Origin of the sequence: Serratia sp. 4542, from assembly GCF_016805595.1 — a bacterium.
GTDB lineage: Bacteria > Pseudomonadota > Gammaproteobacteria > Enterobacterales > Enterobacteriaceae > Serratia > Serratia nevei.
The window spans coordinates 213,393-236,477 of the sequence record NZ_RXKV01000013.1; the positions used below are offsets into that span (position 1 = coordinate 213,393).

Annotated in this window: 21 protein-coding genes and 1 other annotated feature; of the genes, 12 read left to right on the forward strand and 9 right to left on the reverse strand. The window is 60.4% G+C overall.

Going from position 1 to position 23,085, the window contains the following annotated elements; all coding sequences use genetic code 11:
* The first annotated feature begins 32 nt into the window (after window positions 1-32).
* Window positions 33-1,304: a multifunctional transcriptional regulator/nicotinamide-nucleotide adenylyltransferase/ribosylnicotinamide kinase NadR gene (gene nadR / locus EKL15_RS20360; RefSeq protein ID WP_049198077.1), complete on the forward strand. Its 1,272-nt coding sequence runs from the start codon at window positions 33-35 to the stop codon at window positions 1,302-1,304.
* Between the two features lie 133 nt (window positions 1,305-1,437).
* A complete protein-coding gene (locus EKL15_RS20365) occupies window positions 1,438-2,871 on the forward strand; it encodes a glycosyltransferase family 39 protein (RefSeq protein WP_060422331.1) in 1,434 nt (477 codons plus the stop codon).
* 31 nt (window positions 2,872-2,902) lie between these two features.
* Here the strand turns inward: EKL15_RS20365 and EKL15_RS20370 are convergent, their stop codons facing one another.
* Window positions 2,903-3,904: a zinc-binding alcohol dehydrogenase family protein gene (locus EKL15_RS20370; protein WP_049272808.1), complete on the reverse strand. Its 1,002-nt coding sequence runs from the start codon at window positions 3,902-3,904 to the stop codon at window positions 2,903-2,905.
* A 97-nt stretch (window positions 3,905-4,001) separates the two neighbouring features.
* Here EKL15_RS20370 and EKL15_RS20375 point away from each other — a divergent pair, with 97 nt between their 5' ends.
* Window positions 4,002-4,913, forward strand: a complete 912-nt coding sequence (locus tag EKL15_RS20375; RefSeq protein WP_038878520.1) for a LysR family transcriptional regulator — start codon at window positions 4,002-4,004, stop codon at window positions 4,911-4,913.
* Between the two features lie 30 nt (window positions 4,914-4,943).
* Here the strand turns inward: EKL15_RS20375 and ettA are convergent, their stop codons facing one another.
* From ettA to EKL15_RS20395, 4 genes are all read right to left on the reverse strand, one after another.
* On the reverse strand, window positions 4,944-6,611 hold the full coding sequence (gene ettA / locus EKL15_RS20380) for an energy-dependent translational throttle protein EttA (RefSeq protein WP_025159620.1): 1,668 nt from the start codon (window positions 6,609-6,611) through the stop codon (window positions 4,944-4,946).
* A 142-nt stretch (window positions 6,612-6,753) separates the two neighbouring features.
* Window positions 6,754-7,251: an OmpA family protein gene (locus EKL15_RS20385; protein WP_033649136.1), complete on the reverse strand. Its 498-nt coding sequence runs from the start codon at window positions 7,249-7,251 to the stop codon at window positions 6,754-6,756.
* A 38-nt stretch (window positions 7,252-7,289) separates the two neighbouring features.
* Entirely contained in the window at window positions 7,290-8,537 is a 1,248-nt protein-coding gene (locus EKL15_RS20390; RefSeq protein ID WP_038878524.1) for a diguanylate cyclase domain-containing protein, read from the reverse strand.
* Window positions 8,534-9,139 (reverse strand): YfiR family protein, encoded by a 606-nt coding sequence (locus tag EKL15_RS20395; RefSeq protein ID WP_060422355.1) that lies wholly within the window; start codon window positions 9,137-9,139, stop codon window positions 8,534-8,536. Before EKL15_RS20395 ends, EKL15_RS20390 begins: the two co-directional genes overlap by 4 nt.
* Window positions 9,140-9,778: 639 nt before the next feature.
* Between EKL15_RS20395 and sltY the strand changes: the two genes are divergently transcribed.
* Both sltY and trpR read left to right on the forward strand, forming a co-directional pair.
* A complete protein-coding gene (gene sltY, locus EKL15_RS20400; RefSeq protein ID WP_226908226.1) occupies window positions 9,779-11,707 on the forward strand; it encodes a murein transglycosylase in 1,929 nt (642 codons plus the stop codon).
* A gap of 54 nt (window positions 11,708-11,761) precedes the next feature.
* A complete protein-coding gene (trpR, locus tag EKL15_RS20405) occupies window positions 11,762-12,091 on the forward strand; it encodes a trp operon repressor (RefSeq protein ID WP_016929152.1) in 330 nt (109 codons plus the stop codon).
* Window positions 12,092-12,102: 11 nt separating this feature from the next.
* Here the strand turns inward: trpR and yjjX are convergent, their stop codons facing one another.
* Entirely contained in the window at window positions 12,103-12,621 is a 519-nt protein-coding gene (yjjX, locus tag EKL15_RS20410; protein ID WP_060422361.1) for an inosine/xanthosine triphosphatase, read from the reverse strand.
* A 101-nt stretch (window positions 12,622-12,722) separates the two neighbouring features.
* Between yjjX and gpmB the strand changes: the two genes are divergently transcribed.
* Window positions 12,723-13,370 carry a 2,3-diphosphoglycerate-dependent phosphoglycerate mutase GpmB gene (gpmB, locus tag EKL15_RS20415; protein WP_038878534.1) on the forward strand — a complete coding sequence of 216 codons (648 nt, stop codon included), beginning with the start codon at window positions 12,723-12,725 and terminating at the stop codon, window positions 13,368-13,370.
* On the opposite strand, the gene robA is transcribed toward gpmB, so the two are convergent.
* On the reverse strand, window positions 13,367-14,236 hold the full coding sequence (gene robA / locus EKL15_RS20420) for an MDR efflux pump AcrAB transcriptional activator RobA (protein WP_038878537.1): 870 nt from the start codon (window positions 14,234-14,236) through the stop codon (window positions 13,367-13,369). The two genes, gpmB and robA, sit on opposite strands and share 4 nt — an antisense overlap.
* A 342-nt stretch (window positions 14,237-14,578) precedes the next feature.
* On the opposite strand from robA, the gene creA reads away from it, so the two are divergent.
* On the forward strand, window positions 14,579-15,058 hold the full coding sequence (gene creA, locus EKL15_RS20425) for a protein CreA (protein WP_038878540.1): 480 nt from the start codon (window positions 14,579-14,581) through the stop codon (window positions 15,056-15,058).
* A gap of 52 nt (window positions 15,059-15,110) precedes the next feature.
* Here creA and arcA read toward each other — a convergent pair whose 3' ends face one another.
* Window positions 15,111-15,827 (reverse strand): two-component system response regulator ArcA, encoded by a 717-nt coding sequence (gene arcA, locus EKL15_RS20430; protein ID WP_004933003.1) that lies wholly within the window; start codon window positions 15,825-15,827, stop codon window positions 15,111-15,113.
* A 630-nt stretch (window positions 15,828-16,457) separates the two neighbouring features.
* Here arcA and EKL15_RS20435 point away from each other — a divergent pair.
* The 5 genes from EKL15_RS20435 to thrC all read left to right on the forward strand — a co-directional run bounded on the left by EKL15_RS20435 (window position 16,458) and on the right by thrC (window position 22,189).
* A complete protein-coding gene (locus EKL15_RS20435; RefSeq protein WP_060422374.1) occupies window positions 16,458-17,144 on the forward strand; it encodes a tRNA/rRNA methyltransferase in 687 nt (228 codons plus the stop codon).
* Between the two features lie 212 nt (window positions 17,145-17,356).
* Window positions 17,357-17,425 carry a thr operon leader peptide gene (gene thrL, locus EKL15_RS20440; protein ID WP_071998276.1) on the forward strand — a complete coding sequence of 23 codons (69 nt, stop codon included), beginning with the start codon at window positions 17,357-17,359 and terminating at the stop codon, window positions 17,423-17,425.
* Window positions 17,364-17,481, forward strand: a sequence feature (Thr leader region). Its footprint overlaps the gene before it by 62 nt.
* A gap of 24 nt (window positions 17,482-17,505) precedes the next feature.
* Complete coding sequence (thrA, locus tag EKL15_RS20445) at window positions 17,506-19,965, forward strand: bifunctional aspartate kinase/homoserine dehydrogenase I (RefSeq protein ID WP_100396037.1); 2,460 nt, start codon at window positions 17,506-17,508, stop codon at window positions 19,963-19,965.
* A 1-nt stretch (window position 19,966) separates the two neighbouring features.
* Window positions 19,967-20,896, forward strand: coding sequence for a homoserine kinase (gene thrB / locus EKL15_RS20450; RefSeq protein ID WP_100396038.1), 930 nt, complete (start codon window positions 19,967-19,969; stop codon window positions 20,894-20,896).
* Between the two features lie 3 nt (window positions 20,897-20,899).
* A complete protein-coding gene (gene thrC, locus EKL15_RS20455; protein ID WP_100396039.1) occupies window positions 20,900-22,189 on the forward strand; it encodes a threonine synthase in 1,290 nt (429 codons plus the stop codon).
* A gap of 46 nt (window positions 22,190-22,235) precedes the next feature.
* On the opposite strand, the gene yaaA is transcribed toward thrC, so the two are convergent.
* Window positions 22,236-23,012 (reverse strand): peroxide stress protein YaaA, encoded by a 777-nt coding sequence (gene yaaA / locus EKL15_RS20460; protein WP_060440926.1) that lies wholly within the window; start codon window positions 23,010-23,012, stop codon window positions 22,236-22,238.
* Window positions 23,013-23,085 lie beyond the last annotated feature (73 nt).

The following is a 23,085-nucleotide window of genomic DNA, read 5'->3' on the forward strand; positions in this document are numbered from 1 at the left end:
TATTTTGTTTAGCATACTAAACGGAGGTGGCCATGCCGCAATTTGATTACCTGAAGACGTCCATTAAGCAAAAGGGCTGTACTTTGCAGCAGGTGGCGGATGCCAGCGGCATGACCAAAGGCTATCTCAGCCAGCTGTTGAACGACAAGATCAAAAGCCCGAGCGCGCAAAAGCTCGAGGCGCTGCACCGTTTTCTCGGGCTGGAGTTCCCGCGTAAAGAGGTTAAAGTCGGCGTGGTGTTTGGTAAATTTTACCCGCTGCACACCGGCCACATCTACCTGATCCAGCGCGCCTGCAGCCAGGTGGACGAGCTGCACGTTATCTTGTGCCATGACGAGCCGCGCGATCGCGAGCTGTTCGAGAACAGTTCGATGTCGCAACAGCCGACGGTCAGCGATCGCCTGCGCTGGCTGCTGCAGACCTTCAAGTACCAGAAAAACATCCATATCCACTCGTTCGACGAACAGGGCATCGAACCCTATCCGCACGGCTGGAACGTGTGGAGCGACGGCATGAAGGCCTTTATGGAACAGAAGGGCATCGTGCCGAGCTTCATCTATTCCAGCGAAGCGCAGGATGCGCCGCGCTACCGCGAGCATCTGGGCATCGAAACCATTTTGGTCGACCCCGAGCGTTCGTTCATGAACATCAGCGGCAATCAGATCCGCCAGGATCCGTTCCGCTATTGGGACTACATCCCGACCGAGGTGAAGCCGTTCTTCGTGCGCACCGTAGCGATCCTCGGCGGCGAATCGAGCGGCAAGTCGACGTTGGTCAACAAGTTGGCCAACATCTTCAACACCACCAGTGCCTGGGAATATGGCCGCGATTACGTGTTTTCGCACCTGGGCGGCGACGAGATGGCGCTGCAGTATTCCGACTACGACAAAATTGCCCTCGGGCAGGCGCAATACGTGGATTTCGCGGTCAAGTACGCCAACAAGGTGGCGTTTATCGATACCGATTTCGTGACTACGCAGGCATTTTGCAAAAAGTACGAAGGGCGTGAACACCCCTTCGTGCAGGCGCTGATCGACGAATACCGTTTCGATCTGGTGATACTGCTGGAAAACAACACGCCGTGGGTGGCGGACGGCCTGCGCAGCCTCGGCAGCACCGCCGATCGCCTGGCGTTCCAGCGCCTGCTGGAGGAGATGCTGCGCGCCAACAACATCGAGTACGTGCACGTTGAGTCCAGCGATTACGAAGAGCGTTTCCTGCGCTGCGTCGAGCTGGTGCAACAGCTGCTGGCGGCGGACGCCGGCCGGTTGAGCGCGCCCGCCCATCGTCACGCGGCAGGCTGAGTAAAATTAGCGTAATGTGCGATCGATGCGGCAGAAACGCCACCCAGGCGCACATTTAACGGCTTGTTTAAACATGGTTCATTCGACAGCGACTAAGTTAAGATTTTCTTTACAATAACGCTTAGAAGAAGACATGTCTTATCGCTTACTCGCTCTCTGGTTGGTCTGCTATGCCGCAGCCTGGACGCTGCTGACTGTTCATCTCGATCCTACCCTGCCTTACGACGCCGTCGAGGCGCTCAACTGGGGCCTCAACGGCGAGTGGGGCTCACCGAAAAATCCGTGGCTGGTCGGTGCGGCGATGCATCCGGCGATCTGGCTGTCGTGGCTGCCGCTGAACGTTTACTGGTATGGCGGGCACTTCATCGCCATCGCCATCGGCATGTTGGGCGTCTGGCTGTTGGCGCGGCGCCTGAGCGGCAGCACCTCGCTGGCCTGGATGGCGCTGCTGACGCTCAACCTGTCCGGCATCATCAATTTCGACATTATTCCCTACAACGACAACTACCTGTTGGTGATGCTGTGGCCGTGGATGGCGCTGTTCTTCCACATGGCGATCTCGCGTTCGGCCAACTGGTGGCCGGCCTTCGCGTTGGTGGCCGGTCTGGCGATGATGGCGAAATACTCGACCTTCGCCTTCGTCTATTTCGTGGCGCTGTCGACGCTGTTCGTACCGCAGGTCCGCCGCTGCTATCGGCAGCCGCAGTTCTATCTGGCGGTGGCGATCTGGCTGGCGTTGGTGTTGCCGAACGTGTTCTGGCTCTGGAACCACGACTTTGCCGCCTTCAAATGGGTGGATTCGCAGATCAAGATGCAGCTCAACCTCGACATGCTGCAGTCGCTGCTGCTGGTGTTCTATCCGTCGCTGGTGCTGTGGGCGATCCTGCGGCGCAGCGGGGCGGTGCTGGCCTGGCCATCGGCGTTGCCGATGCGGGTGCTGTTGTGGATCTATCTGTTGCCGCTCGGCATTATCACTTTCTGGTTCTCCTTCAACGTCGGCGGCCGGTTGACCGAGTGGCTGCAGCCGTTCTTCATGCTGGCGCCCGCGCTGCTGGTCGGCTGCGTGCGTCAGCCGCCGGTGCGTTCACTGCGCGCGGCGACCCTCGGGCTGATGTGCGCAGCGCTGGCGGTCTATCTGGGGTATGCCGCAGTGATGCTGGGCAACGTGCGCAACGCCGGCCAGAAAATGGTGGGTATCAAGGCGTTCAGCGCCGGGGTGGAGCGGCAGTGGCAGGAGCGGTATGGCGTCGATCTACGCTACGTTGGCGGCGAATACCTGTCGCAGTGGATGACGGTGTACGCCGGTTCCCGGCCGCAGACCATTACGCGTTGGTCCAATCATACGCGCCCGAATATCTACAACGTCAACATCAGCTATCCGCAGATTGCGCAGCACGGCGTCGCCCTGTTCGGCCGGTTGGGCGAAGACTGCGCGCACAGCGACTTCGGCGGTGAGTTGGCCCACTGGCCGAAGATGCGCCTCGATTGGCAGCAGACGCTGACGTTCCGCGCCGATCCGCATGCCGACGAGCAGACGCTGTGCGTCGGCTTCGTCCGCCCGCAGTAACGGCGGCGCAGGGCGCCGCCGCGATTCAGACTTAGTAAGCGATAACCAGCTTGCCTTGCATATGGCCGCCGAGCAACTGTCGATGCGCGGCGGTCAGCGTGTCTACCGACAGCCCGTGCAGGGTTTCGCTCAGCGTGGTGCTCAGCTTGCCTTCGTCCAGCAACTGCGCCATCTGCTGCAGGATCTTGCCTTGCTGCGCGATGTCCGGGGTGGTGAACATGCTGCGGGTGAACATGAATTCCCAGTGCAGCGCGGCGCTTTTCAGCTTCAGCGCGTTTTGATCCAACGGCTGCGCGTTCTCGACGATGGTGCAGATATGGCCCAGCGGCGCGACCAGCTCGGCCATCGCCGGCCAGTGGCCGTCGGTATCGTTCAGGCACAGGATGTAATCCACCTGCTCGATGCCGTGCTGCGCCAGGTTGCCCTTCAGATCGCGGTAGTCCACCACCAGATCGGCGCCGCGCTCACGGCACCAGGCGGCGGATTCCGGCCTTGAGGCGGTGGCGATCACTTTTACCTTGCTGCGCAATGCGGCCAGCGGAATGGCCAGCGAGCCGACTCCGCCGGCGCCGCCGATGATCAACAGCGTCTTGTGCTCCGGCGCATCCTGAATGTTCAGATGTTCGAACAGCGCCTCCCAAGCGGTGAGGGCGGTGAGCGGCAACGCGGCGGACTCGGCCCAGTTCAGGCTGCGCGGCTTGTGCGCGGCGATGCGTGAGTCGATCAGCTGGTGGCTGCTGTTGCTGCCGGGGCGGGTGATGTCGCCGGCGTACCAGACTTCATCGCCGGGCTTGAAGCCGCTGACGCCGCTGCCCACGCCCACCACGATGCCGCTGGCGTCCCAGCCGAGAATGCGCGGCTGCTGCAGGCCGCTTTTCTGCAGACCGGCGTGCACTTTGGTGTCCACCGGGTTGACCGACACGGCTTTCACCTCCACCAGCAGATCGTACTGGCCGGGAACCGGCATCTCCGGTGAAATTTCGATGAAACCGGCGGGGTTCTGCGGGTCTACGGCAATGGCTTTTATCGACATGATTGTACTCCTTTCAAATGATGCCCCCAGTGTAGACCCGCGGCAGTGGGGTGATAAGATGGACAATATCTAACTGAGTGTTCGTTTAAGGTGAACAATGGAATTCAAACAGCTGCAGGACATGGCGCTGTTCGCGCTGGTGGCGGAGTGCGGCAGCTTCACCGCCGCCGCACAGCGCGTGGGATTGCCGAAATCCAGCGTCAGCCAGCGCATCAGCCAGCTCGAACAGACGCTGGGGCTGCGCTTGCTCAACCGCACCACGCGCCAGCTGAACCTGACCTTCGCCGGTGAGCGTTATCTGGAACATTGTCAGGCGATGATGTCCGCCGCCGAACGCGCCGATCTGGCGCTGCAGCGGCTGCGCGATAACCCGAGCGGCCGCCTGCGCATCTCGACGCCCGCCGGGCTGGGGGCGACCCTGGTGGCGCGGCTGGCGGCGGATTTTCAGCGCCAGTACCCGGACGTTTCGCTGGAGGTGTCGGTGTCCGATGCCATGGTGGATCTGGTACAGGAAGGCTTCGATGCCGCGTTGCGCACCGGCAAGCCGCAGGATTCTTCGCTGATCGGTCGCCGTCTCGGGTATGCGCCGCGCTATCTGTTGGCGGCGCCGTCCTATCTGGCGCAGCATCCGCCGATCGAACACCCGCAGCAGCTGCAACAGCATCGCTGCATTGCCCACCGCGCCTGGACGGCCTGGAACCTGCGCTGTGGCGACGACTACTACCGTTGGCAGCTGCCGCTGGCGCACACCACCGACAACCTGCTGTATGCACGTGAATGCGCTATCGCCGGTGCGGGGATCACGCTGTTGCCGGCGTTTCTCAGCCGCGAGGTGGTGGCGCAGAAGCTGTTGGTGGAAGTCTTGCCGGCGTGGCGCGCGGAGGGTAATGAGCTGTATCTGGTCTACCCGAGCCGCAAGCTGAATTCCCCGGCGCTGGCCTGTTTTATCGATGTGGTGCTGCAGCACCCGGCGTTTGACGACTACGCGCGCGAGCTGGCGCGGGAATAAAAAAAGGCGCCGCATGCGGCGCCTGGGGGATTACTTGGCGATCTTCTTGTACTTGATGCGGTGCGGCTCGAGCGCGTCGGCGCCCAGCGTACGCTTCTTGTACTCTTCGTACTCGGTGAAGTTGCCTTCGAAGAATTCCACCTTGCCCTCGTCCTGGTAGTCCAGGATGTGGGTGGCGATACGGTCGAGGAACCAACGGTCGTGCGAGATCACCATGGCGCAGCCAGGGAATTCCAGCAGGGCGTTTTCCAGCGCGCGCAGGGTTTCGATATCCAGGTCGTTGGTCGGTTCATCGAGCAGCAGCACGTTGCCGCCAACCTGCAGCAGCTTGGCCAGGTGCAGACGGCCACGCTCACCGCCGGACAGCTCGCCCACGCGTTTGCCCTGATCGACGCCCTTGAAGTTGAAGCGGCCGACATAGGCGCGGCTCGGCATCTCGGTGTTGCCGATGCGCATGATGTCCTGCCCGCCGGAGACTTCTTCCCACACGGTTTTCGAGCCGTCCATGCTGTCGCGGAACTGATCGACGGACGCCAGCTTGACGGTATCGCCCAGCACGATGCTGCCGGAGTCAGGCTGTTCCTGACCGGACATCATGCGGAACAGCGTGGATTTACCCGCGCCGTTCGGGCCGATGATGCCGACGATTGCCCCTTTCGGCACAGAGAACGACAGGTCGTCGATCAGCAGGCGGTCGCCGTAGGACTTGCGCAGGTTGCTGACTTCGACCACTTTATCGCCCAAGCGTGCGCCAGGTGGAATGAACAGTTCGTTGGTTTCGTTGCGTTTCTGGTATTCGGTGTTGTTCAGCTCTTCGAAGCGGGCCAAACGGGCCTTGCCTTTGGACTGACGTCCTTTGGCACCCTGACGCACCCACTCCAGCTCTTTCTCGATCGACTTACGACGAGCGGCTTCGGCGGAGGCTTCCTGCGCCAGACGCGCGTCTTTCTGCTCCAGCCAGGAAGAGTAGTTGCCTTCCCATGGAATGCCCTCGCCGCGGTCCAGTTCGAGGATCCAGCCGGCCACGTTATCCAGGAAGTAACGGTCGTGGGTGATTGCCACCACGGTGCCTTCGAAATCGTGCAGGAAGCGTTCCAGCCAGGCCACGGACTCGGCGTCCAGGTGGTTGGTCGGTTCGTCCAGCAGCAGCATGTCCGGTTTTTCGAGCAGCAGGCGGCACAGCGCTACGCGGCGACGCTCACCCCCGGACAGGTGGGCGATTTTGGCGTCCCAGTCCGGCAGGCGCAGCGCATCGGCGGCGCGTTCCAGTTGGGCGTTGAGGTTGTGACCGTCGTGCGCCTGAATGATCTCTTCCAGGCGGCCCTGTTCGGCAGCCAGCTTGTCGAAGTCTGCGCCTTCTTCCGCGTACAGCGCGTACACTTCGTCCAGGCGTTTCAGCGCGCCGACCACTTCCGCCAGCGCTTCTTCCACCGACTCACGTACGGTGTGTTCGAGGTTAAGCTGCGGCTCCTGCGGCAGGTAACCGATCTTGATGCCCGGCTGCGGGCGCGCTTCCCCTTCGATGTCGGTATCGATGCCGGCCATGATGCGCAGCAGGGTGGACTTACCGGCGCCGTTCAGGCCCAGTACGCCGATTTTGGCCCCAGGGAAGAAGCTCAGGGAGATGTTTTTCAAAATATGACGCTTCGGCGGTACGACCTTGCCGACGCGGTGCATGGTATAGACGTATTGAGCCACGTTGCTCTAAGCCTCTCTATATCAGTATTTATAGGATGTCTGGCGGCATGAGTGTAGCCCGTTTCGATCTCGGATCCCAGACATCGCTCAGCGATCGCTAAGTATAACCGTTTATGCGCCGATAAAGGCGCATATTGGTGGCTTATGGCGTGACGACGATCGCGACGCGGCGGTTTTCCGCGCGGCCGCTGGAGGTGCGGTTATCGGCAACGGGATCGCGCTTGCCCATGCCGCGGGTTTCGATATTGGCGCGCGGAATGCCGACGCTGGCCAGCAGATCGGCCACCGCATCGGCGCGGCGCAGGGAGAGCTGATCGTTATAGCTGTCTTCACCGTAGTTGTCGGTATGGCCGTCCAGGCGGAACTTGGTGATGCCGACGCTCAGCAGCGCACGGCCCATCTTCTGCACCGTCTCGGTGCTTTCCGGGTTCAGCTTGCCGATGTTGTTGCCGAACAGCACCTTATCCGACAGGCCAAACTCCCAGCCGTTATCGGTCAGCTTGAAGCCCTGCGATTGCAGCAGCGCGATCTGCTCGGGCGTCAGGCCCTGCGGCTTGCTCTGGCAGCCGGCGAGCGCCAGCAGGGCGACGAACACCATCGTCAGCAGTGAAAAACGACCTTTAAACAGTTGCTGTATCATAGTCAAAATCCCTAGTTCAAGTGTTATAGCCGGGGCTCTTATTTATGTATAGCCAGCCGCCAGCCTCCGTTATAACGATGCTTTGCCTGATACATCGCATCGTCAGCTTCGTGCAAAAGACCCTGAGGCGTCGAGGCGTGATCAGGGTACAGCGCAATACCGATACTCAGAGAGGTAATGACCGCCTCGTCGTTCGGCAAAATGACCGGTTGCGTCATGCAGTCGATGATGTTGTCAGCGATCTGCAGGACATCTTCCGTGCCGTGTACCGGCGCCAGCAGCACGGCGAATTCATCCCCGCCCAGACGCGCGACCAGATCGGTCTCGCGCAGCTGCGCGCGAATGCGTCCGGCAATGGTGGTCAGCACCGCATCGCCTGCGGCGTGGCCGTAACTGTCGTTCACTTCCTTGAAGCGATCGCCGTCGATAAACAGCACCGCCAATTTTGCCGGCGGCTCGATATCGCCCAGGGCGCGGCTCAGCCGCCCTTCGAAGAAGGCGCGATTCGGCAAGCCGGTCAGGCTGTCGTGCGTCGCCCGGTGGGCCAGCGAGTCGTTCTCCTGCTTCAGGTGGGCCTGCCAGGCCTCCAGCTCGTCGAGCAAGCCGTTGAAATCGTTGCTGAGCTCATGCAGCTCGGCGATCGGCGCCGACGGCACCCGCAGGCCGAAGGTGCGATCGCGGCGCACCGCGTGCGCCACGTTGGCGATGTCGTCCAGCGAACTGACGATGCCGACCAGCATACGGCGCGACAACACCAGGGCGCACAAGGTACTGAGCACCAGGCAGGCGATCATGCCGACCATGCCGCGCAACAGGAAACGCAGCAGGCTGCCGCCGTTGCCGCTCAGCCAGACCTGGCCGACCTGCTTACCCTCGTGGGTGATGGGCAGGATGACCGGTTCGGGCAGCGCCCAGTGTGCGACGATCTGCTCCAGGCCGTGCAGCGGCCCATCGGTGGGATGGCGCCAGTTGGCCAGCATCTTGCCGTTGTTGTCGAGGATCCGCGCGTCCGATACTTCTTCGTTGGAGGCGATCAGCATCAGCGCCTCGCGCGCGGCGGTGCGGTCTTCAAACACCACGGCGGCCTCGACGGTATAACTGATGGAGCGCGCGATCAGGTGCAGGTTGTGGTTGGCATAGGCGCGCAGTGCAAACAGCGCCACCAGCGTCAAAAAGATGCCGGCGGTGCCGACGGCGATCAGCGCCAGCCCAAGATGCACCCGCTGCAGCACTCGGCCCAGCGTCGGGCGCGCATTGCCGGAACGGTTTTTACGCAACAGCCTCATAGCGGCGGCGCCTGTTTGCGTGCCAGCTGCAGCACGTTGGGGTGGACGCGCACGCCGCTGCGCGCCAGGGCGTCCAGGTTGACCTTGAAGCTGGCCTGATCCCCATCGATCTGCAGGCAAAATGCGCTGCCGGCGGAGCATTCGCTATCGTTCTCGCTGATGCTGAGAATGGAGTTGCCGGAAATGCGCTGCATGAAATTTTGTCTCTGCGCGGCGGTGATGTTCCCTAAGTAGATAACATCGCAGCCGGTACTCAGCGTTGGGCTGTCGAACGGCACGCGCTCGGCTTTAATCGGACGCGGGGCGCTGAGCAGGATCGGATCGAACAACCCTTCGGCATACTGGGTGGGTGCGGTCACGCACAACCGGATCGGATTGGGTTCACGCGACCAGCGGGCGTAGCTGATGATGCCGACCACCACGGTCGTTACGGCGTGCGTGCGCTTTTGATAGGGATCATCGGCGGCGCGCGCAGGCCCGGGCAACGTCAGCAGCACCAACAAAACGATCAGCAACAGGCGACCGATATTCAGGCGTGCGGCATGGAAGCCCGGCACGGGGCTTTTTGCGCAACGCATCGCTATCGCGGTCTTACTTGCCATTTTCACCCGCCATTCCGGCCTGATCCACCGCCCGCAGGCCGTGGCCTGACAAGGAAAAATCCGGCCCGCTTGAAGGGACAATCGTTTTGCTGAAAGCTGTCAGTCGCACTGCCTAATGAACACTATCTAACCCATAATTGGCGCGGATTGTATTATAAGATGTCTTCGTTGGGCGCTTTATGTGCTGTTTTCTCGGAATTATCCTACTTATTTTTGATAGTATAAAAATGCCTACCCGGGTTTGCCACCGCTTTTCTGCAAAGTTGGCGCGTTTGGCCAGCTGTCAGGCGATTTGCGCAACGACTGCGTCATTTCGAAAATGTAATAATGTGATAGCTAATAATTAAAAAGTATTTTACTTCTCCAATAAGCACCGGGACGGCTAATAAAAATCCGGTAGCTGGAAATATCCCGCCGGCCTGATTTGTCAGCCAAAGTAAACGTTTTTTACCTGGCTCCCGTCATGGCGATACACTTCTTCTTCTACAGTATTGAATGGATAAGCGATTGCGCTGTCTATGGTAGATATCTGCGTCCGGGCCGTGCGCCCGGCTTTATTTTGTCCCGCGGCGCCGTGGCGCGGCGGTCACCGGGGAGCTGGGCGGCTCCTGCGGTATAACCAGTGAGGAAAGAGCGAGGATGGTCAAGGTGGACAAGCGACGGCTGTTGGCGATGGGGCTGTGCCTGACGGCGTTTTCCGGCGCGGCGCTGGCGGATTCTCTGGATGCGCAACGTCAGCGTTACCAGCAGATCAAACAGGCGTGGGACGGCAATCAGATGGACGTGGTGGCGCAGCTGATGCCGACGCTGCGCGATTACCCGCTTTATCCTTACCTGGAATACCGCGAGCTGACGCAGGATCTGAGTCAGGCGGGGTTCTCCGAGGTGAACGACTTTATCAAACGCAACCCGACGCTGCCGCCGGCGAAATCACTGGCGCCGCGCTTCGTCAATGAGCTGGCGCGTCGCGAAGACTGGCGCACCCTGTTGGCCTTCAGCCCGCAGCCGCCCAAACCGGTGGCGGCGCGCTGCAACTATTACTACGCCAAGTGGGCCACCGGCGATCAGCAGGCGGCCTGGAGCGGCGCCGACGAACTGTGGCTGAACGGCAAAACGCTGCCGAGCGCTTGCGATCGGCTGTTCAGCGTCTGGCGCGGCGCTGGCAAGCAGACGCCGCTCGATATTCTGGCGCGCATGAAGCTGGCGCTGAAAGAGGGTAACAGTTCACTGGTCAGCAACCTCTACAGCCAACTGCCGGCCGACTACCAGACCATGGGCAACGCCCTGGTGCGCTTGCAAAACGATCCGACCACCGTGGAAGCCTTCGCCCGCAGCGTGGGGCCGACCGACTTTACCCGCGCCGCCACCGGCATCGCCTTTGAGCGCCTGGCGCGGCAGGATGTGGAAAACGCGCGGGCGATGATCCCGACGCTTGCGCGGCTGCAGAAAATGAGCGACGACGAGCGGCTGGGGCTGGAAGAGGCGGTGGCCTGGCGCCTGATGGGCAGCGATGCCACCTTTGAACAGGCGCAGTGGCGTGATCAGGTGATCCTGCGCAGCCGTTCGCCTTCTCTGCTGGAGCGCCGGGTGCGCATGGCGCTGGGCAACGGCGATCGGCAGGGCGTGGCGACCTGGCTGGCGCGCCTGCCGGAAGAGTCGCGCAACAAGGATGAGTGGCGCTACTGGCGCGCCAGTCAACTGATGGACGAAGGGAAACGCGCCGAAGGCGAGGAGATATTGCGTAACCTGATGACCGAACGCGGCTTCTATCCGATGGTGGCGGCGCAGAAGCTGAACGCCACTTATCCGGTGATGGTGGCGGTGGCGGCCAAGCCGCGCGCGTCGCTGACCGACGGGCCGGAAGTCGCCCGGGTGCGCGAGCTGATGTACTGGAATATGGACAACCTGGCCCGCAGCGAGTGGGGCTCCTACGTCGCCAGCCGCAGCCGGCCGGAACAAGAGGCGCTGGCGCGTTACGCCTTTGAGCAAAAATGGGCCGATCTGAGCGTGCAGGCGACCATCGTCGGCAAGCTGTGGGATCACCTGGAGGAACGCTTCCCGGTCGCCTGGCCGCAGGAGTTCCGCCGCGCCACCGATGACAAGGGGATCACCACCAGCTATGCGATGGCGATAGCGCGTCAGGAGAGCGCCTGGAATCCGAAGGCACAGTCGCCGGTTGGCGCTTCCGGCCTGATGCAGGTGATGCCGCGCACCGCGCAGCATACGGTGCAGATGTTCAACATCCCCGGTTACGTCGGCCCGAGCCAGCTGTTTGATCCGCAGACCAACATCACCATCGGCACCAGCTATCTGGAGTCGGTCTATCAGCAGTTCGGCCGCAACCGCATCCTGTCGACCGCCGCCTATAACGCCGGCCCGTCGCGGGTGAACACCTGGCTGGGCAACAGCTCAGGGCGGATCGATCCGGTAGCGTTTATCGAAAGCATTCCGTTCTCGGAAACCCGCGGCTACGTCAAGAACGTGTTGGCCTATGACGCGTTTTACCGCTATCTGACGCACCGGCCGGCCAAGGTGCTGACCGACGCCGAGTGGCAGAGACGTTATTGATTTTGACGGCCCTATGGTATGCTGCTGTACTAGTTAAATAGTATGGTGGCTGCCATGACGCAATTATCGTTAAACGACCCCGCTCTTTCAGAACAAGGCAATGAGGATTGGCTGCGCTTCGTCGCGCTGCTGCAGAATTCGTTTGCGCAAGAACTGCATCAACCGCTGCTGCAGCTGATGCTGACGCCGGACGAGCGCACCGCGCTGGGCACTCGGGTACGGATCATTCAGGAACTGATGCGCGGCGAAATGAGCCAGCGTGAGCTGAAAAATGAACTGGGCGCGGGGATTGCCACCATCACCCGCGGATCGAACAGCCTGAAAGCGGCTTCACCGGCGCTGAAACAGTGGCTTGAGCAGCAGTTGCTGCACGACGCGCCCTAACAGGCTCGGGGTTATTGCTGATAGATGGCGTTGTGGAACGGCACCAGCGCCAGCAGCAGTGCCTGATGATAGACGCTGGTGCGGCTCAGCCGGCCGTCGGTGAAGACGCCGATGGCGCCGCCCTGACGCTTCACCTCGGGGTTGCCGGTGATTGCCGCCATTTCGCTGCCCAATTCGCGACCGTCGCGAATACCTTGTAAGATGACTTCCGGCAGCATCAGGCTCGCCGAGCGGGATTCGCCGCGGATGTGCGGGTTCTCGATGGTCATCCAGGCGAAGGTCATATTCTCTTCAATCCCGGCTTCTACGCCGACCCAAAAATCGGCCTCGGGCCTGACCTGGCGCGCTTCCATGACGCGTTGGCGCGAGCCGGTGCGCGTTTCGTGATTGCCTATCGGCTGCAGCGAGACGCCGCTGGCGACGTCGACGGCTTCAATGCGATAGTGGCCCGCGCCGAAGACGTCGTCGAAGGCCAGTTGAATAGCCTTGATCTTTGCCGGGTTGGTAGTTGCAGCGACAACATGGTACATAACGGGTTTGATATCCTTCTGGCCGATACGCCGGGCAGCGGCAAAAGCGCCGCCGGGCCGGGGATAAACGCAAATTTCACGCAGTATAACGGAAAACAAAAATGTTACAGGTATACCTCGTTCGCCATGGCGAAACGGAATGGAACGCGGCTCGCCGCATCCAGGGTCAGTCCGACAGCCCGTTAACCGCCATGGGTGAACACCAGGCCCGTCTGGTCGCCAGGCGCGTCAGCAAAGAAGGCATTACGCATATCATTACCAGCGATCTGGGGCGCACGCGCCGCACCGCGCAGATCATCGCCGAAGCCTGTGGCTGCGAAGTGATTTGCGATCCGCGTTTGCGTGAGCTGCACATGGGGGTTCTGGAAGAACGCCTGATCGACAGTTTGACGCCGCAGGAAGAGCAGTGGCGCAAACAGATGGTCGATGGTACTCCTGACGGCCGTATCCCTCAAGGCGAATCCATGGAGGAGCTGGGCGAGCGCATGCGTGCCGCGCTGGAGAGCTGCTTGATGCTGCCGGAAGGCAGCAAGCCGCTGCTCGTCAGCCATGGCATCGCGTTGGGGTGTTTGATCAGTACGGTGCTCGGGCTGCCGGCCTATGCGGAACGTCGCCTGCGCTTGCGCAACTGCTCACTGTCGCGCGTCGATCACCAGCAGAGCCCGTGGCTGGCTTCCGGCTGGATAGTGGAAACGGCGGGCGATGTCACGCATCTGGACATGCCCGCGTTGGACGAACTGCAGCGTTAACGTCGAATCGGGATCAGGTAATCGCACTTGATCTCGATAGGCGCCTGATGCGGACGGCGCTCGCCTTTCGGATAGAAACGCTCGATGTCGTGCCCCTTGCGGCGCGTCAGCTGGAGCGCCGGCAGGCAGGTGCCGTACACCGTCAGGATGAAGTCTTGCAGCCCCTCGGTGGGCCCTTCATAGCTGAACATCGCGAATTCACCGCCCGGCAACACCAGCGGCTGGCCTTCCTGTACTTTGTCAGGCACCTGATCCGGCTCCAGCGCCGTGGTGTACAGCACTTCCTGTTCGTCGTCCTTCTCCTGGCTCGGGCGCGAGTGGTGCAGCCCGTACAACACCGGCGGCAGGGTATCGACGTCACCGAGGAACTGGCGCCAGAACTGCGAGCGCAGTTCAGTGCGCACGGTGGTGATCTGTTCCAGCGTACAGGAGTAGCTTTGGGTCAGGCCAACCAGATGCTTATCCGGCAACGAAACGAATTCCGGCTGCGGCAGGGTGAAGGCCCCCAGACGGATCGGCGGACAGATGCCGAACGCGTTCCAGTCTTCGGCGCGGCGGTACAGCGCCGGCGTTTGCGCAAACTGTTTTTTGAAGGCGCGGGTGAAGGTCTGCTGCGAGTCGAAACGGTATTGCAGGGCGATATCCAAAATCGGCCGGCCGGTCAGACGCAGCGCGACGGCGGCTTTGGACAGCCTCCTTGCCCGGATGTAAGCACCGATGGCGTTACCGGTAATATCTTTGAACATCCGTTGCAGATGCCATTTGGAGTAGCCGGCCTTGGCCGCCACGTTATCCAGCGACAAGGGTTGGTCCAAATGGCTTTCCAGCCAGCTAAGCAGATCACGAATGATACCGGCTTGATCCATAGATCTTCCTCGTAAAGCTTGGGGGTAGGAACCCGAACTGTTGATTCGTCACGCTGGTGCTGCGCTATCAGACCGATCCATGAGCCATTATGCGTTGCACTCTTTGCCTCTGCTGCGCATGCCGCGCCAGAGTTGGATTGGGGTACACCGTAGTGGGCGCAAAGAAATAACGACGCCGCATCATAGCAATTTTTTTACTCCGCGACTCTCAAAGATTTTTGTCACGCTCTGTGCTAAAACGAACGGTGCGGACCCGTAAAAAACCGATTCCGTGAGCTTAGACATAAATAATGGCGATCGCCGAACCTATTTTTGCGGCAAGGTTATATCGGAGTTAAGTAAATGAAAAAAGGCTGGATATTTTTATTCGGTTTGGTTTGCGCAACCGTTGGCAGCGCGCAGGCGGAGCAGGTAGGTTCCGTTGATACGGTGTTTAAATTGTTGGGGCCAGACCACAAAATCGTGGTGGAAGCGTTCGACGATCCGGATGTTAAAAATGTAACTTGTTATATCAGCCGCGCCAAAACCGGCGGCATCAAAGGCGGCCTGGGGCTGGCGGAAGACACCGCCGACGCGGCCATTTCCTGCCAGCAGGTGGGGCCTATCGAGCTGAGCGACAAGATCAAAAACGGCAAGGCGGAAGGCGATGTGGTGTTCCAGAAACGCACCTCGCTGGTGTTCAAGAAGCTGCAGGTGGTGCGCTTCTACGACGCCAAGCGTAATTCGCTGATTTACCTCAGCTACTCCGACAAGGTGATCGACGGCTCGCCGAAGAACGCGCTGAGCGCGGTGCCGATCATGCCGTGGGCCGAGACGAAATAAAAAAAACGGGGTTCAGCATGCTGAACCCCGTTTTCATGACGGCAGGCCGGAATTACTCTTCCAGATCGCCGCAGAAGCGGTAGCCTTCGCCGTGAATGGTGGCGATGATTTCCGGCGTGTCCGGCGTCGATTCGAAGTGTTTGCGAATGCGACGGATGGTGACGTCCACGGTACGGTCATGCGGCTTCAGCTCGCGGCCGGTCATTTTCTTCAGCAGTTCGCCACGGGACTGGATCTTGCCCGGGTTTTCGCAGAAGTGCAGCATGGCGCGGAATTCGCTGCGCGGCAGCTTGTACTGTTCGCCGGCCGGGCTGATCAGCGAGCGGCTGTTGATGTCCAGCTCCCAACCGTTGAACTTGTAGCTCTCGACCAGGCGGCGCTCTTCGCCCAGGCTGCCCAGGTTCATGGTACGCGACAGCAGGTTGCGTGCGCGGATGGTCAGCTCACGCGGGTTGAACGGTTTGGTGATGTAATCGTCGGCGCCGATTTCCAGGCCGAGGATTTTATCCACTTCGTTATCGCGACCGGTCAGGAACATCAAGGCGACGCTGGCCTGTTCGCGCAGTTCGCGCGCCAACAGCAGGCCATTTTTGCCTGGCAGGTTGATGTCCATGATGACCAGATTGATATCATTTTCAGACAGGATATTGTGCATCTCTGCACCATCATTGGCTTCATGAACAATGTAGCCTTCCGCCTCGAAAATGCTCTTCAGGGTGTTACGAGTGACTAACTCGTCTTCGACAATCAGAATGTGCGGGGTCTGCATATTTGCTACCTAAAATTGCCAACAAAATAGAAAATCGGAAGTACAGAAGTCTCTGTTTTCTTAGAGGAGGGCAGAGATAGCGCCACGTTCCCTCTCAGCAAATGACTAAAGTACGTAAACTCGTTCTTGATGCACTTTCCATCTCATGTCAACAAGATCGCTAGCTTGGTGGGGATGCTGTTCCCTACAACCCCTTGGGGTGCCAAATCGGCGCATATCCTAACCCCATTAACAGCAATATAACAGCGCGTGCCGAATTCATCACCCAACAAAACTACGCTTTGTTGACATATATCAAATTCAATTGTAGCACGTTAACAGATTTGTGAAAAACACTTACAGAAATGCCAGTTTAAGTCACAGAACCTCAAATTCTGTGAACGATTCAGCATTATCCGGCCCGATAGGATACAATTATTCGCTTATTGATCATCGTCTTGTTTTAACTCATTGATAAATAAATGCAGTAAAACATAAGCACGAATAATGACTATTACGACGGGTTTATTAGCTCAACGAGCCGTTTAATCTTGTTTGTTGCTATTAACGCGTTTATTGTTACGCAATTGTAAATATAAGCGGGCGCTGCGCCACCGTCAAAAACGCAGGCCCGCCTTCGGTGGAAGAGTGATGCAGCTTCATATTGTTTTAGTGGCTCCGGCGCGGCCGGAAAACGTTGGCGCGGCGGCGCGCGCGATGAAAACCATGGGCTTCACGTCGTTGCGCATCGTCGACAGCGAGGCGCACCTGCAGCCGGCGGCGCGCTGGGTGGCACACGGGGCCGGCGAGATCCTCGACGGCGTGCAAACGTTCGCCACGCTGGAGCAGGCGCTGGCGGACGTGGATTTCACCGTCGCCACTACCGCCCGCAGCCGCGCGCGTTTTCACTACTACTGCACGCCGCCTGAGCTGCTGGAACAGTTGAGCGAGCGTAAGCAGTGGGTCGGCCAGGCCGCGCTGGTGTTCGGCCGTGAAGATTCCGGCCTGACCAACGAAGAGCTGGCGCTGGCAGATTTGCTGACCGGCGTGCCGATGCAGGCGGACTATCCGTCGCTTAATCTGGGGCAAGCGGTGATGGTGTACTGCTACCAGTTGGCGAGCTTGATGGGCGTCAGCACGCCGCAGGAAACGGCGGCGTCGGAAGGGCAGCTCAAGGCGCTGCGCCGCCGTGCCGATGCCTTGTTGAACGCATTGGAGGTCGGCGATGACCAAAAATTGCGCGACTGGCTGCACCAGAGGCTCGGCGTGCTGCAACAGCGAGATACGGCGATGTTGCATACGTTGCTGCACGACATCGAAAAAAAACTCGCCAAGTGATAGCGGCTTCGTCAAGCGGTTACCCAGAGTGATCCACTATTAAACCGGCTTTAGGTTGTTTTTTTGTTCTGTCATTTTGCTTTTTACCTCCGGTATCGCGCAATGTCGCCGCTGAACGGAAAATAAGCAAAAAAAAGAAATCGTTTGACTTGGGATAGCGATTGCTTTAACCAATAGAGGGGACAGAGTATTTCATGAGACAGACAGACAACATGCGCAATATCAGCCTGAATACCACAATTATTACCACCACCGATACCACAGGTAACGGGGCGGGCTGACGCGCACAGGAAACACAGAAAAAAGCCCGCACCTAATCAGTGCGGGCTTTTTTTTCGGCTTAAATTCGGAGAGATCACACATGCGAGTGCTGAAATTTGGCGGAACCTCGGTGGCGAATGCAGAACGTTTTCTGCGCGTCGCCGACATCATGGAGAGTAACGCGCGTCAGGGACAGGTAGCCACGGTCTTGTCCGCCCCCGCAAAGATCACCAACCATCTGGTGGCGATGATCGACAAAACGGTGGCAGGCCAGGACATTCTGCCGAATATCAGCGACGCCGAGCGGATCTTTGCCGATCTGCTGAGCGGCCTGGCGCAGGCGCTGCCGGGCTTTGAATACGACAGGCTGAAGGGCGTGGTCGATCAGGAGTTCGCGCAGCTCAAGCAGGTGCTGCACGGCGTTTCGCTGCTGGGGCAGTGCCCGGACAGCGTGAACGCGGCTATTATCTGCCGCGGTGAAAAGCTCTCCATCGCCATCATGGAAGGGGTATTCCGCGCCAAGGGCTACCCGGTCACGGTGATCAACCCGGTGGAGAAACTGCTGGCGCAGGGCCACTACCTGGAGTCCACCGTGGACATCGCCGAGTCCACGCTGCGCATCGCCGCGGCGGCGATCCCGGCCGACCACATCGTGCTGATGGCCGGTTTCACCGCCGGTAACGACAAGGGCGAGCTGGTGGTGCTGGGCCGTAACGGCTCCGACTATTCCGCCGCCGTGCTGGCCGCCTGCCTGCGCGCCGACTGCTGCGAGATCTGGACCGACGTCGACGGCGTGTATACCTGCGATCCGCGCACTGTGCCGGACGCCAGGCTGCTGAAATCGATGTCGTACCAGGAGGCGATGGAGCTCTCCTACTTCGGCGCCAAAGTGCTGCACCCTCGCACCATCACGCCGATTGCCCAGTTCCAAATCCCTTGTCTGATTAAAAACACCTCCAACCCGCAGGCCCCCGGCACGCTGATCGGCAAAGACAGCACCGATGACGCGATGCCGGTGAAAGGTATCACCAACCTGAACAACATGGCGATGATCAACGTCTCCGGCCCGGGCATGAAAGGCATGGTCGGCATGGCCGCGCGGGTGTTCGCCGTGATGTCGCGCGCCGGCATTTCGGTGGTGCTGATCACCCAATCCTCTTCCGAATACAGCATCAGCTTCTGCGTGCCGCAGGGCGAACTGCAGCGCGCCCGCCGTGCGCTGGAGGAGGAATTCTATCTGGAGTTGAAAGACGGCGTGCTGGATCCGCTGGACGTCATGGAACGCCTGGCGATCATCTCGGTGGTCGGCGACGGCATGCGCACCCTGCGTGGCATCTCCGCGCGCTTCTTCTCCGCGCTGGCGCGCGCCAACATCAATATCGTCGCCATCGCCCAGGGCTCTTCCGAGCGTTCAATTTCGGTCGTGGTCAGCAATGATTCCGCCACCACCGGCGTGCGCGTCAGCCACCAGATGCTGTTCAACACCGATCAGGTGATCGAAGTGTTCGTCATCGGCGTCGGCGGCGTCGGCGGGGCGCTGATCGAGCAGATCTACCGCCAGCAGCCGTGGCTGAAGCAAAAACATATCGACCTGCGGGTGTGCGGCATCGCCAACTCGCGCGTGATGCTGACCAACGTGCACGGCATCGCGCTGGACAGCTGGCGCGACGAGCTGGCCGGCGCGCAGGAGCCGTTCAATCTCGGCCGCCTGATCCGGCTGGTGAAGGAGTATCACCTGTTGAACCCGGTGATCGTCGACTGTACCTCCAGCCAGGCGGTGGCCGATCAGTATGTGGACTTCCTGGCGGACGGTTTCCACGTGGTGACGCCGAACAAAAAGGCCAACACCTCGTCGATGAACTATTATCAGCAACTGCGTGCGGCTGCCGCCGGTTCGCACCGCAAGTTCCTCTATGACACCAACGTCGGCGCCGGTTTACCGGTGATTGAGAACCTGCAAAACCTGCTGAACGCCGGCGATGAGCTGGTGCGCTTCTCCGGTATCCTGTCCGGTTCGCTGTCCTTTATCTTCGGCAAGCTGGACGAAGGGCTGTCGCTGTCGGCGGCGACCCTGCAGGCCCGGGCCAAAGGCTACACCGAGCCGGATCCGCGCGACGATCTGTCCGGTATGGACGTGGCGCGCAAGCTGCTGATCCTGGCGCGCGAGGCCGGTTACAAGCTGGAGCTGAGCGATATCGAGGTCGAACCGGTGCTGCCGCCGTCCTTCGACGCATCGGGCGACGTGGATCAGTTCCTGGCGCGGCTGCCGGAGCTGGATAAAGAGTTCGCGCGCAACGTGGCCAACGCCGCCGTGCAAGGTAAGGTGCTGCGCTATGTCGGCCTGATCGACGAAGGGCGCTGCAAGGTGCGCATCGAGGCGGTGGACGGCAACGATCCGTTGTATAAAGTGAAGAACGGCGAGAACGCGCTGGCCTTCTACAGCCGCTATTATCAGCCGCTGCCGCTGGTGCTGCGCGGCTACGGCGCCGGTAACGATGTGACCGCAGCGGGCGTGTTCGCCGATCTGCTGCGCACACTGTCATGGAAGTTGGGAGTTTAATATGGTTAAGGTGTATGCACCGGCCTCGATCGGTAACGTCAGCGTCGGTTTCGATGTGCTGGGCGCGGCGGTTTCGCCGATCGACGGCACGCTGCTGGGCGACTGCGTCAGCGTCGAAGCCGCCGAGACGTTCAGTTTGCAAAATGCCGGGCGCTTCGTCAGCAAGCTGCCGGCCGAGCCGAAAGAGAACATCGTTTATCAATGCTGGGAGCGCTTCTGCCAGGAGATCGGCCGCGAAGTGCCGGTGGCGATGCGGTTGGAGAAGAACATGCCGATCGGTTCGGGGCTGGGTTCCAGCGCCTGTTCGGTGGTGGCCGGGCTGATGGCGATGAACGAATTTTGCGATCGCCCGCTGGATAAGATGACGCTGCTCGGCCTGATGGGCGAGTTGGAAGGGCGCATTTCCGGCAGCGTGCATTACGACAACGTGGCGCCATGCTATTTGGGCGGCCTGCAGTTGATGCTGGAAGAAGAAGGCATCATCAGCCAGGAGGTGCCGTGCTTCGACGATTGGCTGTGGGTCATGGCCTATCCGGGCATCAAGGTCTCCACCGCCGAAGCGCGCGCCATTTTACCCGCACAATACCGTCGTCAGGATTGCATCAGCCACGGCCGCTATCTGGCCGGCTTTATCCATGCCTGCCACACCCGGCAGCCGCAGCTGGCCGCCAAATTGATGCAGGACGTGATCGCCGAACCGTACCGCACCCGGCTGCTGCCGGGCTTCGCCGAAGCGCGCAAGGCGGCGCAGGAGATCGGCGCGCTGGCCTGCGGCATCTCCGGCTCCGGCCCGACGCTGTTCGCCGTCTGCAACGACGGCGCCACCGCGCAACGCATGGCCACCTGGCTGCAACAACACTATCTGCAAAACGACGAAGGTTTTGTTCATATTTGCCGTCTGGATACCGCAGGCGCTCGACTACTGGGATAACGCATGAAACTGTACAACCTTAAGGATCACAACGAGCAGGTCAGCTTCGCGCAGGCGATCAAACAAGGCCTGGGCAAGCAGCAGGGGCTGTTCTTCCCGCTGGAGCTGCCGGAGTTCGAACTGACCGAGATCGACCAACTGCTGGAGCAGGACTTTGTCACCCGCAGCAGCCGCATTCTGTCGGCCTTTATCGGCGAAGAGGTACCGGAAGCGGCGCTGAAGAAACGCGTGCAGGCCGCCTTTGAGTTCCCGGCGCCGGTGGCGAAAGTGACCGAAGACGTCTCTTGCCTGGAGCTGTTCCACGGCCCGACGCTGGCGTTCAAAGACTTCGGCGGCCGCTTTATGGCGCAGATGCTGGCGGAAGTGGCCGGCGATCAGCCGGTGACCATTTTGACCGCCACCTCCGGCGACACCGGCGCCGCCGTGGCGCACGCCTTCTACGGCCTGAAAAACGTCCGGGTGGTGATCCTCTATCCGCAGGGCAAAATCAGTCCGCTGCAGGAGAAACTGTTCTGTACCCTGGGCGGCAACATTCACACCGTAGCGATCGACGGCGACTTCGATGCTTGCCAGGCGCTGGTGAAGCAGGCGTTCGACGATCAAGAATTGAAAGACGCGCTGCACCTGAACTCGGCTAACTCGATCAACATCAGCCGTTTGCTGGCGCAGATCTGCTACTACTTCGAAGCGGTGGCGCAGCTGCCGCAGGAAGCGCGCAATCAGCTGGTGATTTCGGTGCCGAGCGGCAACTTCGGCGATCTGACCGCCGGGCTGCTGGCCAAGTCGCTGGGCCTGCCGGTGAAGCGCTTTATTGCCGCCACCAACGCCAACGACACCGTGCCGCGCTTCCTGACCAGCGGCCAGTGGCAGCCGCACGCCACGGTCGCGACGCTGTCCAACGCCATGGACGTCAGCCAGCCAAACAACTGGCCGCGCGTGGAAGAGCTGTTCCGTCGTAAGGTCTGGCAGCTGAAAGAGCTGGGTCACGCGGCGGTCAGCGATGAGACCACCAGGGAAACGATGCGTGAACTGGCCGAGCTGGGTTATATCTCAGAACCGCACGCGGCCATTGCCTATCGCGCGCTGCGCGATCAGCTGCAGGAAGGGGAGTTCGGTCTGTTCCTCGGCACGGCGCATCCGGCCAAGTTTAAAGAGAGCGTAGAAGCGATCCTCGGCCAGGAACTGCCGTTGCCGAAAGCGCTGGCGCTGCGGGCCGATCTGCCGCTGCTGTCGCACACGCTGCCGGCCGGCTTTGCCGAACTGCGCAAATTCCTGATGGCGCTGCCGGCCTGAAGTTCGCCAGGCTAGAATGCGAAAAGCCGTCTTGCGACGGCTTTTTTTATGCCTGCTCCGGGCGTTTGAACACCAGTTCATTGCCCTGCGAGGCGGCTTCGTCGAAGGCGTAGCCTTCCAGGTTGAAGTCCACCAGCTGCTCGCTGCGCGTCAGGCGGTTCTTGATGATAAAGCGGCTCATCAACCCGCGCGCTTTCTTGGCGTAGAAGCTGATGACCTTGTACTTGCCGTTCTTCTCGTCGAGGAACACCGGTTTGATCAGCGCGCCGTGCAGTTTGGCCGGCTTCACCGCCTTGAAATACTCGTCGGAAGCCAGGTTGACCACCACGTCGTCGCCCTGCTGCTCCAGCGCTTCATTGAGTTTCTGGGTGATTTGATCGCCCCAGAAGCTGTACAGATCTTTGCCTTTCGGGTTTTCCAGCTTGATGCCCATCTCCAGCCGGTACGGCATCATCAGATCGAGCGGGCGCAGCACGCCATACAGGCCGGACAGCATACGCAGATGCTGCTGGGCAAAGTCGAAATCGGCCTCGTTGAAATCCTGCGCCTGCAGGCCGGTGTAAACGTCGCCCTTGAACGCCAGCAGCGCCTGACGGGCATTGTCTGGGGTAAATTTGGGCTGCCACTCGCTAAAGCGCGCGGCGTTCAGCCCGGCCAGCTTGTCGCTGATGCTCATCAGGCTGGCGATTTGCGCCGGCGTCAGCTCGCGGCAAATTTTGATAAGCCGCTGAGACTTGTCCAGCAGTTCGGGCTGCGTGAAACGTTCTGTCGCCAGCGGGCTGTCGTAATCGAGAGTTTTTGCAGGGGAAATAATAACGAGCATGGCCAGATCCTGTTTATCCAAGTGCGGATACTGTAGCAAAAAGCGCGGGAAAAAGGGGCAATCGGTCCAATAG